The 12,530-nt window shown below is 37.2% G+C and carries 10 protein-coding genes; 8 read left to right on the top strand and 2 right to left on the bottom strand.

The genetic code is table 11. The annotated features are described in order from the left end of the window. Positions 1–224: 224 nt before the first annotated feature. The 5 genes from H3T55_RS02375 (at position 225) to H3T55_RS02355 (ending at position 5,748) form a co-directional block, all read left to right on the top strand. The gene (locus tag H3T55_RS02375; protein ID WP_225532863.1) at positions 225–1,442 is read left to right on the top strand and encodes an ammonium transporter; all 1,218 of its coding nucleotides are present in this window, start codon (positions 225–227) and stop codon (positions 1,440–1,442) included. An 11-nt stretch (positions 1,443–1,453) separates the two neighbouring features. Then, entirely contained in the window at positions 1,454–1,795 is a 342-nt protein-coding gene (locus H3T55_RS02370) for a P-II family nitrogen regulator (protein ID WP_225532864.1), read from the top strand. Between the two features lie 332 nt (positions 1,796–2,127). Continuing rightward, a complete protein-coding gene (locus tag H3T55_RS02365; RefSeq protein ID WP_225532865.1) occupies positions 2,128–3,105 on the top strand; it encodes an HD domain-containing protein in 978 nt (325 codons plus the stop codon). A 39-nt stretch (positions 3,106–3,144) separates the two neighbouring features. Beyond that, entirely contained in the window at positions 3,145–4,269 is a 1,125-nt protein-coding gene (gene dinB, locus H3T55_RS02360; protein WP_087639390.1) for a DNA polymerase IV, read from the top strand. A 63-nt stretch (positions 4,270–4,332) separates the two neighbouring features. Then, on the top strand, positions 4,333–5,748 hold the full coding sequence (locus H3T55_RS02355; protein WP_225532866.1) for a cryptochrome/photolyase family protein: 1,416 nt from the start codon (positions 4,333–4,335) through the stop codon (positions 5,746–5,748). 185 nt (positions 5,749–5,933) lie between these two features. Here the strand turns inward: H3T55_RS02355 and nrdG are convergent, their stop codons facing one another. Together nrdG and nrdD are read right to left on the bottom strand one after the other, a co-directional pair. Further along, positions 5,934–6,536, bottom strand: a complete 603-nt coding sequence (gene nrdG, locus H3T55_RS02350; RefSeq protein WP_225532867.1) for an anaerobic ribonucleoside-triphosphate reductase activating protein — start codon at positions 6,534–6,536, stop codon at positions 5,934–5,936. 139 nt (positions 6,537–6,675) lie between these two features. Then, positions 6,676–8,868, bottom strand: a complete 2,193-nt coding sequence (nrdD, locus tag H3T55_RS02345; RefSeq protein ID WP_087639397.1) for an anaerobic ribonucleoside-triphosphate reductase — start codon at positions 8,866–8,868, stop codon at positions 6,676–6,678. A 309-nt stretch (positions 8,869–9,177) separates the two neighbouring features. Between nrdD and H3T55_RS02340 the strand changes: the two genes are divergently transcribed. The 3 genes from H3T55_RS02340 to H3T55_RS02330 all read left to right on the top strand — a co-directional run bounded on the left by H3T55_RS02340 (position 9,178) and on the right by H3T55_RS02330 (position 12,523). Further along, positions 9,178–9,945, top strand: a complete 768-nt coding sequence (locus H3T55_RS02340; protein ID WP_225532868.1) for an ABC transporter ATP-binding protein — start codon at positions 9,178–9,180, stop codon at positions 9,943–9,945. Further along, positions 9,935–12,016, top strand: a complete 2,082-nt coding sequence (locus H3T55_RS02335; protein ID WP_225532869.1) for an ABC transporter permease — start codon at positions 9,935–9,937, stop codon at positions 12,014–12,016. The genes H3T55_RS02340 and H3T55_RS02335 overlap by 11 nt, the downstream gene beginning before the upstream one ends. A gap of 357 nt (positions 12,017–12,373) precedes the next feature. Beyond that, the gene (locus H3T55_RS02330) at positions 12,374–12,523 is read left to right on the top strand and encodes a teichoic acid D-Ala incorporation-associated protein DltX (protein ID WP_225532870.1); all 150 of its coding nucleotides are present in this window, start codon (positions 12,374–12,376) and stop codon (positions 12,521–12,523) included. Positions 12,524–12,530: the final 7 nt, after the last annotated feature.

The raw sequence follows: 12,530 nt of genomic DNA, 5'->3' as shown, positions 1-12,530 counted from the left end.
TCGGCACATAAAAAACAAGGACTGAAATCATTGTCATTTCAGTCCTTATTTTTGGTGAAATCGCTCTATTGGTATAGATGTCATTTTTCATCACGTGAATTGTCAGAAAAATCAAATTATTTTTTATTTTCAAGATATTTTCATAGGAAAATGAAAACAAGGATGCTAAAATACCGATAAAGCTAAATGAAGGTTGGCTTAATTTATTGATGGAGGGGTTTAATATGGAGGCAGGAAATATTGCGTTTATTTTGATATGTTCGGGTATGGTTTTTTTGATGACGCCTGCGTTGGCTTTTTTCTACGGAGGTTTGGAACGGCGCAAGAATATTTTGAATACGATGATGATGGTCATCTGTGTAATGGGACTGGCTTCAGTATTATGGGTGATGATCGGCTATTCTTTATCTTTTAGCGGCTCAAATGATTTTATTGGGAATCTTGATAAGCTATTCTTTAACCATGTATCGCTGACAGAAGGAGAAAAGATTCCGGAGGCATTATTCGCTGGTTTTCAAATGATGTTTGCTCTGATCACAACAGCAATTATTACTGGAGCGGTCGTTGGTCGAATGCGTTTTTCAGCAATTTTTTTATTTATTGGGATTTGGTCGCTTGTCGTTTATTATCCGATGGCTCACATGGTTTGGGGCGGAGGATTTTTAGATAAAATCGGATCGATCGACTTTGCTGGTGGAAATGTAGTTCATATCAGCTCGGGGATCTCTGGTTTAGTTTTAGCAATGGTTCTAGGGCAGCGTCGTGAATATCATCAAACGGAATATAGACCGCACAATATTCCTTTCGTTGTTTTAGGAGCCGGCTTACTTTGGTTTGGCTGGTTCGGATTCAATGCGGGTTCTGCTTTAGCAGCTGATAGTTTAGCTATTCATGCGATGTTGACAACAAATACTGCGGCGGCAAGCGGGATGCTGTCATGGATGCTTTTAGAGAAGTGGAAAATTGGTAAGCCAACAGTTGTTGGTGCTTGTACAGGAGCAGTCGTTGGTTTAGTTGCGATCACACCAGGAGCTGGATTTGTTTCTCTTTGGAGCTCTTTTGTATTGGGCGCATTAGTTAGTCCATTTTGCTATTTTTTCATTTCTTTTGTCAAACATAAAATTGGGTATGATGATGCGTTGGATGCTTTTGGCTGTCATGGTGTTGGTGGTGTATTTGGCGGGATCATGACAGGAATTTTTGCTGATCCGGCGATCGGAGGCAAAACAGGCTTGCTTTATGGCGGAACAGAATTATTTATGGCACAGATTGCTAGTATCGTCTTCACGCTGATATTTGCAGGAGCAGCCAGCTTTTTGATCATCAAAGGAATTCAGCTGTTTATGCCGATTCGTGTTTCAGCTAAAGAAGAGGCATTGGGATTAGACCGGATCGAGCATGATGAAACAGCATATCCTACGTTTATGGGATTAGATTCATAGGAGGAAAAGAAATGAAAAAAGTGGAAGCCATCATTCAGCAAGAAAAGTTAGAAGAATTGAAACTTGCATTAGATCAGAAGTTGGATACGACAGGAATGACTGTCACACAAGTATTGGGATGCGGCAATCAAAAAGGATTAAAAGAGTATGTACGCGGACAAGAAATCATTACAACTCTTTTACCTAAAATAAATGTTAGCTTTGTTGTCTTCGATGAAAAAGTAGAAGACATCATTCAGTTGATCTTGACTATTTGTCAGACAGGAGAAGTTGGGGATGGTAAAATTTTTATCTCTCCAATAGAAGAAGCTATTCGGATCAGAACAGGTGAACGAGGAAAAGAAGCAATATAGTTTAAAAAGAGGATGGGACAGAAGCGTCAAGCTCCGAGAAATAAGAGAGAATTCACGAAAATTGCTCTTCAAATTTTTGTGAATTTCAGCTTATTTCCGAAGCCTTCAAATCTTAGTGCTTTAGCACTTAGAATTTGATGTGATCGAAGCGAAGCGTAGTAGTTGCTTCTGTTTCCACGTTTATTAAGATTTAGAGTGCGAAACAAAACTGATTTTTAGTTTTGTTCGCACTCTTTTTTTGCCACTTATTTAAGCAGTCGATTTTGATTGTAAATGAACAAACGTTCGTATATAATGAAGACATAAATGAAAATGTAGACAGGAGATAATTCATGAGAATCGGAGACGTTTTGTATGGATATTTTGAAGTAGAAGAAGTTCTAGAACAGCTGATTTTGTCTAATGAGGTTCAACGGTTAAAAGATGTACATATGGCTGGCCCAGCCTATTTACAAAATCCATTGTGGAATGAGACACGTTATGAACATTCTGTCGGTGTAATGCTATTGATCAGAAAATTAGGCGGTACGTTGGAAGAACAGATAGCAGGATTACTTCATGATGTTTCGCATACAGCTTTTTCTCATGTGATCGATCTTGCTTTGGAAAATGAATCAGATGATTATCATGAAAAAATCAAAGCAGATTTGGTGGAACATTCAGAATTACCTAAGTTATTGCAGGCATATGGTTTTGATTATGAAGAGATTTTATTTGACGATCAAAAATGGACACTACTAGAGCAAGAAGCACCAAAGCTGTGTTGTGATCGAATAGACTATACACTTAGGGAGGTACACCGCTATTTTGATGTTCCTCTTTATGAAATAAAACAATTCATCGAAGATATTCAGATCGATGACGGGCAAATCACCTTACGATCGATCGACTGGGCTGTTTGGTTTATCGATCAATACCATAAAGTTGTGATCGACTTTTTCTATGATCCTCGGAATATTTGCAGTTATGAATGGATGGCTCAGATCATTCGTATCGGTTTAGCCGAGGATATGATAACGATGATGGACTTGATGGTGACAGACACGGCATTTATCGAAAAAATCAGAAGGATAGACTCTGAAGTGATTCAGTTCTTGATAAAGCGAATGGAAGCACCAGCTTCTTATGTTGTTTGTAAGAAAGAAGATAATTATGATATCTATCAAAAAAAGAAGACACGAATCGTAGACCCTGTTCTTATAAGAGACAAGCAATTAGTTCCAGCATCAACTGTATCTGAAAAAGCAAGGAGCAAGGTAGAGCAGCTGCGTTCGGATAGTGAGCAGGGAATCTATCTTAAATTGATTTGATGATGGCTTGAGTGAATTTGACCAAAGGAGGATAGACTGATGATCAGTGAATTGCGTTTCCCTTTACGAAAAGATACATCACGTAAGATTATCCATATCGACATGGATGCTTTTTTCGCTTCAGTTGAAGAGCGTGATCATCCTGAATTAGTTGGTCATCCTCTCGTGATTGCCCGTCATCCCAGTGATACAGGGGGAAAAGGTGTAGTGACAACAGCCAATTATGAAGCAAGAAAATTTGGTATCCATTCAGCGATGAGTGCACAAAAAGCTTTTGAACTTTGCCCGCAGGCTATTTTTAAAGCAGGTGATCATCAAAAATATTCGGAAATTTCTCAGCAGATTCGTGCAATTTTCCGGAGATATACGGATGTCATTGAACCTGTTTCGATCGATGAGGCTTATCTTGATGTCACCGTCAATAAAATCAATAGTAAATCAGCGATCAAGATCGCGAAACTAATACAGTTTGATATTTGGAATGAGCTGCATTTAACTTGTTCGGCAGGTGTCAGTTACAATAAATTCTTAGCAAAACTAGCTTCAGATTTTCAAAAACCAAAAGGCTTGACTGTTGTGATGCCGGATGATGCAGAAGCTTTTTTAAAAGCACTGCCTATTGAAAAATTTCATGGTGTTGGCAAAAAGACAGTACCGAAAATGCATGAATTAGGTATTTTTACTGGAGCAGACTTATACGAAAAAGATGAGATGGAACTGATCAGCAAGTTTGGTAAAATGGGGTATTCACTCTATCGAAAAGTTCGTGGGATCCATGATTCACCTGTCAACGTGACGAGAGACCGTAAATCAGTTGGCAAAGAGCATACGTATGGCACGCCATTGACCACACAGGCGCAAGTGACAGCTCAATTGAGGCAGTTGGCAGAACGGGTGGAAGCGTCCTTGGAGCATGTTCAAAAGCATGGGAAAACGGTCGTTCTAAAAGTTCGTTATACTGATTATACAACCGTGACGAGAAGGCAAACATTACCTGAGTATATTTCAACAAAAGAAGAACTATTTTATCAAGCGAATTTGATATGGGAAGAAATTTTAGGCTTAGAACAAGGGATTCGATTATTGGGTATCACACTAACCAATCTAGATCCTATGGCATATGAAAATATTATTTTACCTTTATGGGAAAAGAAAGAAGAATAAAGCGAAGCTTTCGTTTTACTCTTCTTTTTATGCTACACTCAAGAATAAAGGTAGGGGAAAAAGATGAGTAAAACAATCATGTGGTTTAGAAAAGACCTGCGCTTAGATGACAATACAGCGTTTATCCAACTGTTAGAACAAACAGCTGCAACTGAAGAGCTTATTTGTATTTTTCAATTGAATCCAGCACAGTTTATCCCGAATAGCTATAATCATGATGCATTTTTTTCTAGTGTAAAAGCATTTCGTGAGCAGCTTAAAACAAAAGAAATACCGCTTCATTTTTTATATGGTGATCCAGAAGAGAATTTTTCAGAGTTGAAGAATGCTTTTCATGATTGGCAAACTATTTTTTTTAATAAAGATGAGCGAGGCTTTGGTCGAAAGCGGGATCAAAAAATGACGGACTTCTTTAAAAAGCAGAAGATCCAAGTTCATGCTTATCAGGATAGCCACCTGCATGGTGTTGAGGAAATCAAAAAGCCTACGGGAGAAAAGTATAAAGTCTTTACACCTTATTATCGAAACTGGCAAAATCAACCAAAAAAAGCGTATGAAAAGGTATCGACAATCGATCGTACGTTTTCAAAATTATCCCATTCGTTATTTCTTGAGGGCGAAAATAGATTTAATGAAATAGTAGAAAAGATAGATTTACCCTTTACTTATGATTGTGGTGAAGCCAATGCAGAAAAAGTTTTAAAAGCATTCATCAAAAATGAATTACATGCATATGAAAAAAATAGAGATTATCCATTTATAGATCAGACAAGTAAGCTCTCACGATTTTTAAGAACAGGAGAATTATCTATTCGAAAAGTTTGGCAGGCAGTTATTGCTGAACCGGATTCTGATGGTCGGCAAGCATTTATTTCTGAACTTTGCTGGAGAGATTTTTATAATATGATTTATTTTGTGAACCCTGATCAAAAGAAACAAGAAATCAAGGAACAGTATCGTCAGCTCCAATGGCAGTACAATAAGCAGCTGTTTGAGCGTTGGCGAAAAGGTGAAACAGGTTATCCGATCGTAGATGCAGCTATGCGCCAATTGAATCAAACTGGCTGGATGCACAATCGTTTGAGGATGATCGTGGCATCATTCTTAACGAAAGATTTATTGATCGACTGGCGGCTAGGAGAGCAATATTTTCAAAAACAATTGATCGATTATGACGCAGCCAGCAATATTGGCGGTTGGCAGTGGGCCGCTTCAACTGGGACAGATGCGGTTCCATATTTTAGGATTTTCAATCCAACGACTCAGAGTGAAAAATTTGACTCTAAAGGAGAGTTTATCCGTAAATATCTACCAGAATTGAACAAAGTTCCTAATAAATTTATTCATGAACCGAGTAAAATGCCGAAAGAATTACAAGAATCACTCAATGTTTTCATCGGGAAAGACTACCCGAAACCGATTGTTGAGCATAGTAAAATGCGGGCTGAGATCCTTACTTTCTTTAAGGAAAATCATTAAACGAGATGAAGGCTGGGATAGAAGTGTTCAATTTCAAAGGGACTGGGGTATAACTCCACGAGTTACAACCCAGTCCCTTTGGAAAATCGCCAAAGAATCTGACTTTTGGCGTCGATTATTATGTTTTAAAGTGCGAAACAAAACCGATTTTTAGTTTTGTTCCGCACTTTTTTAGCTAGAGTGAATTATATCAATTCAGATTTTTTGATTTGCTCATACGCCTGTTCTCCATCATGGCATTTATCCCAAATGACCGCTTGACCGCAAGCTAAGGATTTTTTTACATCGATGATTCGCTGGTTACTGCTTCCTCGGAATTGTAAGTTCAAATTCTTTTTTGATAGCTCAAAGCGTCCATCAACTAAAATATCGATTTTGCTCAGTAACTCTAATTTATCAGGAGATTCCAGCAGCAGTTCTTCAAAGGTATAGCCGGACCAGGACCAAATATCTTTAGCTAAACCAAATTCTTTATGAACACGATCGACAACAGTTAAGCAAACCTGTGTATTTAAAAAAGGTTCCCCACCTAATAAAGTCAATCCCTGAACGTAATCGAGAGAGAGATCTTCAATAATTTTATCCTCTAACTCTTTTGTAAAAGGCTTTCCATACCGGAAACTCTGCACGGCTTGATTAAAGCATCCTTCACAAGCGAATAAACAGCCACTGACGTATAAGCTATTTCGAACTCCTTCGCCATCAACGAAATTGAATGCCTTGTAATCAGCAACATAGTTTTGACTAAGCTCATCTGCCAGCCACTCTTGAGGTTTAGGATTTCTCATGACAGTTCCTTCTTTCAAATAAAAGTAAACAACATTTCCATAGTAGTTCATCTAAATGACGATTATGAATAAGAAGTACAATAAATAGCTAAACAACTGAAAAGGTGAGACTATTTTTCCAGTTGCTTAGCTGAATGGTTTATTTCATATGCTTCACTCGTGAAGAGATTTCTTTGTGTCGTCCATGAACCATCGGTCTTGCTTGTGGATTACCAAGATAGCCGCAAGTCCGTTTTACAACATCACAAGATTTTGGATCATGATTGCCGCATTGTGGACATTCAAAACCTCGTTCAGTTGGATTGAAATCTCCCTCAAAGCCGCATTCATAACAATGGTCGATCGGTGTATTTGTTCCGAGATAACCAACTCGGTCATAAGCATAATCCCAAACTGATTCTAAAGCTTTAGGATTTTGTTGTAAGACAGGATACTCACAATAATGAATGAAACCACCAGAACAATATTGAGGATAGTCTTTTTCAAAATCTAGTTTTTCAAATGGCGTTGGATTTTTACGTACATCATAATGGAAGCTATTTGTGTAATACTCTTTATCGGTGATATTCTCTACTACTCCAAATTTTTCAGCATCCAAGCGGCAGAAACGGTCAGTCAGACTTTCACTAGGCGTAGAATAGACACTGAAATGATAACCATAATCATTGCCCCATTGATCGGCATGGGCTTTTAGATCTTTCAAGATTGCAAGCGTGAAATCTTTTGCCTCAGGATCGTTTTCCCAATCGCCACCATAAAAGGCAGCAGCGACTTCATACAAACCAATGTAACCTAATGAAATGGTTGCGCGCTTGTTTTTGAATAATTCATTGACTGATTCTTTTCTAGATAAACGTTTCCCAAAAGCGCCATACATATAAAGGATCGGTGCATTGGCTGGGATCGCTTCTTTACAGCGTTCCACACGATAGACTAAAGCGTCTTTCATGATACCTAAACGTTCTTCTAAAAGTGTCCAGAATTTATTTAAGTCGCCGTTTGCTTCCATTGCGATTCTTGGTAGATTCAACGTAACTACCCCAAGGTTCATACGACCGACATTGATTTCTTCTCCATGTTCATCCTTCCAGCCCTGTAGGAAAGAACGACAACCCATAGGGACTTTGAAGCTGCCAGTCAATTCAACGATTTTATCGTAACTTAAAACATCTGGATACATCCGTTTCGTTGCACATTCTAGCGCTAATTGTTTTACATCATAGTTTGGATCAGTTTCATTTAGATTGACACCGCGTTTCAATGTAAAAATCAACTTAGGAAAGATCGCTGTTCGTTTTTCACTACCTAATCCATTGATCCTGATTTGTAAGATCGCTTTTTGAATTTCACGTTCAAACCAGTTTAATCCCAAACCAAAGCCCAAAGAAGTAAAAGGAGTTTGTCCGTTTGACGTAAACAGTGTATTGATCTCATATTCTAAACTTTGCATCGCATCGTAGATATCTTTTTGCGTTTTAGCTTTGGCAAATTCTTCTTGGCGTTCAGTGCCGTCGATCCATTCTTTCGCATCTGCCAAATGTTTTTCATAATTTAATTTTGCAAAAGGAGCAAGCAGTTCATCTACACGGTCAGCTGAGCAGCCGCCATATTGACTTGAAGCTACATTAGCGATGATTTGAGAAATTTGAGCAGTCGCTGTTTGGATCGATTTAGGCGATTCAACCTCTGCATTACCAATTTTAAAGCCGTTATTCAACATGCCCTTAAAGTCGATCAGGCAACAGTTTGTCATTGGGGTATATGGATGATAATCTAAATCATGATAGTGGATATCTCCTTTTTGATGGGCATTTGCCACATGTGGAGGAAGCATCTTCAATCCAATCGATTTCCCAACGATCCCTGCAGTTAAATCACGCTGTGTATTGAATACATCGCTGTCTTTATTTGCATTTTCGTTGACGACCGTTTGATCCTTATTGATCAATTTACCGATCGTAAAATTGATATCTGTTGATTTGCTGCGTTCAAAATCACGGCGTGTACGGTAATTGATATATTCTTCTGCAAGCTCGTACTCATTTTTAGCAAGTAAAATATGTTCTACGATATTTTGAATTTCATAGATTTTGACATTATCTGCAAAACGTTCCGCAATTTCTTGATCGATTCGTTCCACGATTTCCTGAATGCGCTCATGAGCAAGGGGGTCTAATGAACCACGAATTTTTTGTTCAGCTTTGATCAAAGCATCATAAATTTTCTGGTCATTAAAATCAACTAGACGTCCATCTCTTTTGATAATTTTCATCGTATGCAAAGGTAAATCAGTAGCACCCACGTCATTTTTAGCTTGCTTAATCTCCATCATTTATAACCCATCTCCTCATAGATTTATTCCTTTCCTATCATAAATCAAATTATTGAAAGTTTCAACTATATATAGTGGCTATTTTTTATTTTTTATCACGTGAACAACTATATATAGTGTTTATTAAAAATGAAAAAAGTATGAAAACGACTGCCTAAAAGGTTTGTGGAAAGTGTCACAACTTTTTGTCAGGAAAAATAAATACTTCCTAAACATTTTATTATCATTACTTAATTGTAAGAGGAATCGATGTTCACCAGTTCAAAAAATTGGTAGAATAAGGACAATGAATAAACTGGAGCGAATCAGATGAAAAAAATTTTAGAAGTGAATCATCTAAGTAAATCTTATGGCTATCGAAATAATAAGGTTCAGGTCCTAAACAATATTTCCTTTTCTGTAGAACAAGGCGAATTTGTTGGGATCATGGGACCAAGCGGAGCGGGGAAGTCAACATTGCTGAATGCGATTTCGACTATCGCTTTGCCGACGACTGGCACAGTTCAGATCGATGGTCAGGATATTTTAAAAATGCGAAATAATCAAATCAGCGATTTTCGCCGCAAAGAATTAGGGTTTATTTTTCAGGATTTCAATTTGCTGGATACGTTGAATGTGAAAGACAACATTTTATTGCCGTTAGCGATCGATCGAATACCGCTTGAAAAGATGGAGCAGCGTTTGAACCATGTGGCCACTATTTTGGGAATTGAGCAATTATTGGAAGAATATCCTAATACGATTTCGGTAGGTCAAAAGCAGCGAGTTGCTGCAGCTAGAGCATTGATCACAGAGCCCAAATTGATTTTTGCGGATGAACCTACCGGCGCACTAGATTCTAAGTCGGCTGCGGAGCTGCTCCAATATATGACGAATATGAATGTTGAAGATGATGCAACGATCATGATGGTGACGCATGATCCTTATACGGCAAGTTACTGTAATCGTATTTTATTTATCAAAGATGGGGTGATTTTTTCAGAAGTCGTACGCCAAGGATCGAGAAAGGAATTTTTCAATCGAGTGATCGATATGCAGGCCACGATTGGCGGAGGTGGTCGTGCCAATGATTTTTAACTTATCCTGGAAAAATTTTAAAGGGCAATTTTTGAATTATTTAGTTTATTTTGTCAGTATGACGTTTGCGGTAGTTGTTTATTATTGTTTTAGCGCGATTACATACAATCGTTCATTGACGAATCGGCTAGGGCAGGAAATCCATATAGATGGTGCAATGAATCTAGGTGGTGTTTTGATTGTCATCATGATTTTAGGTTTTATGTTTGCAGCAAATCATTTCTTCTTATTGAAACGTCGAAAAGAGATTGGGCTGTATCAGCTAGTTGGAATGAAAAAGGCGCAGATATCCTTATTGTTTTTTATTGAAACATTATTTTTAGGCGCTATTTCCTTGATCACGGGCTTGTTTTTAGGTGTGATTTTTTCGAAGCTCTTTTCGATGATTCTTGCCAAAGCGATGTTTATACAGGTAGAAAGCTTGTTTTCTATCTCGATTCCTTCGATGATTCAAACGAGCGTTGTATTCGTTTTTATGTTACTGGCGGTATCGATTCGAAGTACTTGGCTGATTTATCTGTATCAGGTGACCAATTTACTGACACCTGAAAATAAACGACTAGCTACTTCTAGTCGTTTATCCAGATTTAAAGCGGGGCTTGGTGTTTTCGGTGCGTTCTTGATTCTTTTGGGGTATTTTTTATCCTATAATATTGTGCGGTTCATTGCACTTTTGATGAAAACTTCACTGGGATTTAGCGGTTTTTTTATTGCTCCTCTAGTTATTTTAGCAATTTGCTGTATTGGTACTTTTCTATTTTTTAAATATACGATGCATCTAGTGGTTTATTTATTTACAAAAAATCGCTCAGCTTATTATCGAAATTTGAATATGGTTACTATTGGAAATACAAAACTTCATATGACAAGAGTGGGCAGTACACTTTTTGCGGTCACGATTTTTATTGCCATTGCATTGGGTATGATCGGAGGCTCAGCCTCTGTTTATACGATTGGCATGAATTCTGTGAATATTGTTGCTCCAAATGACTATATCGTAGCGAAGGATGATCTTGATAAAATAGTGGGGGCAATCGAAAATGAGCCAAATACCTCAATAAAATCGCAAGTAGAATTGAATTATAAGCTGACCGGCAGCCGATATAGTCTTAAGATTGGTCAAGATGCGAGTCAAAGTAATTTAAGCCCAGTCAATATAATGGCTCTTTCAAATTACCGTGAATTTCAAAAATATAACCATTACTTAAAGAATATCGACTTGGAACATCCGACCGATCTAGTTGTTTTGGATAGTATTCAAAACACATTAGCTGGCGTTATCCGTTATGATTCTGACTTTATTTTTTCCGAAAATGCCAGATTTCAGATCGCCGATGTTCGACCGGATTATTTAGGTCAGGATCTGCTTCGTTATAGTTTTCCAACGGTGATCGTCTCAGACGAAGAGTTCAACAAAATCAATACAGGGATCAGCTACTCATTATATGCGATAAATGTAGAGTCGAAAGATGAAGAGGCTCTCTCAGATAAAATAGCTGAAGAAATAAAACCAAAATGGATCGCACCTGTTTATTATAATTATCAGTGGAAAAATCAGAAAATTGAAGGCTACACTTCAAAAACAAGTCAGCATCCAGAAAAAAAGGAAAGACAAGATCAATCTGATTCAGACGAGCAAGAGTATTGGCAATTAAATTATACCAGTCGTTTTTCTGATTTGAGATACAAAAGAAGAGAGATGGGCTTGTTTATCTATGTTGCTATGTTTCTGGGAATCTTAGCATTGATCATTACAGGGAGTATTCTGATGCTGCATCAGTTTTCGGAAGCTGAAAGAGAAAAGGAGCGCTATGAGCTATTAAAGAAAATCGGAATTTCTGAAAAAGAGATTCGAAAACTTGTCTATCAACAAAATAGCATCATCTTTTTTCCACCAATGATCATTGGTGTTCTCCATGCGAGCTTTGCTATTTATGTTTTTAGTAAAATAGTTACCAGTTCAGGCTATTGGTTAGCTTATTTATCTTGTGGTCTGTTGATTTTAATATATTTAGCGTATTATTTTTTAACTTCAGCGATTTATATTCGAATCGTACTTGAGAAAGATTAAATAAATGAATGTAGAAGAAGGTTAAAAATGGATAATAAAATGAAACTGTGCTTCATTTTCTAGGCATTCAAGTATATAATAGGTAAATGTGTTTAATATAACTAAGAAAATTCGAATAACCTTAATGATTTCTTAAAAAAATAATGATGCTAAAAAAATAAATTTCTAACGTTTCCAAATACTCAATCAAGGGTGGAGCAAAGCTTATGACTTTTGTCCACCCTTTTTTTATGGAAGTGACAAAACTGTTAGTAAAAAACAGTTATTTGTTAGCAAATTGGATTTCTTTTTTCATTTTACTTTATTACAATTACCTTACAAAAAAGGTGATAGGTGACTGTTTAGGAGGGCTAAAAATTGAAAGAATTTTTGAATAGGACCAATGTTCAATATTGGAGCAAATTTATCGGAAAAACAATTTTTTATTTTGGCATACTATTGATGCTGATTTACTTGTATCATTATAAAAATATTGATGGTGGATCATTTATTTATAATGAGTTTTAGAAAGGAG

Origin of the sequence: Enterococcus sp. S22(2020) (assembly GCF_020295385.1) — a bacterium.
GTDB lineage: Bacteria > Bacillota > Bacilli > Lactobacillales > Enterococcaceae > Enterococcus_L > Enterococcus_L dunnyi.
This window is presented reverse-complemented; position numbering and strand designations above follow the sequence as displayed.

Excerpts from the sequence above, each read along its gene's own strand:
- H3T55_RS02365 (WP_225532865.1), top strand. The coding sequence starts at position 2,128 with ATGAGAATCGGAGACGTTTTGTATGGATATTTTGAAGTAGAAGAAGTT.
- H3T55_RS02340 (WP_225532868.1), top strand. The coding sequence starts at position 9,178 with ATGAAAAAAATTTTAGAAGTGAATCATCTAAGTAAATCTTATGGCTAT.
- nrdD (WP_087639397.1), bottom strand. The coding sequence starts at position 8,868 with ATGATGGAGATTAAGCAAGCTAAAAATGACGTGGGTGCTACTGATTTA.
- dinB (WP_087639390.1), top strand. The coding sequence starts at position 3,145 with ATGATCAGTGAATTGCGTTTCCCTTTACGAAAAGATACATCACGTAAG.
- H3T55_RS02370 (WP_225532864.1), top strand. The coding sequence starts at position 1,454 with ATGAAAAAAGTGGAAGCCATCATTCAGCAAGAAAAGTTAGAAGAATTG.
- nrdG (WP_225532867.1), bottom strand. The coding sequence starts at position 6,536 with ATGAGAAATCCTAAACCTCAAGAGTGGCTGGCAGATGAGCTTAGTCAA.
- H3T55_RS02375 (WP_225532863.1), top strand. The coding sequence starts at position 225 with ATGGAGGCAGGAAATATTGCGTTTATTTTGATATGTTCGGGTATGGTT.
- H3T55_RS02355 (WP_225532866.1), top strand. The coding sequence starts at position 4,333 with ATGAGTAAAACAATCATGTGGTTTAGAAAAGACCTGCGCTTAGATGAC.
- H3T55_RS02335 (WP_225532869.1), top strand. The coding sequence starts at position 9,935 with ATGATTTTTAACTTATCCTGGAAAAATTTTAAAGGGCAATTTTTGAAT.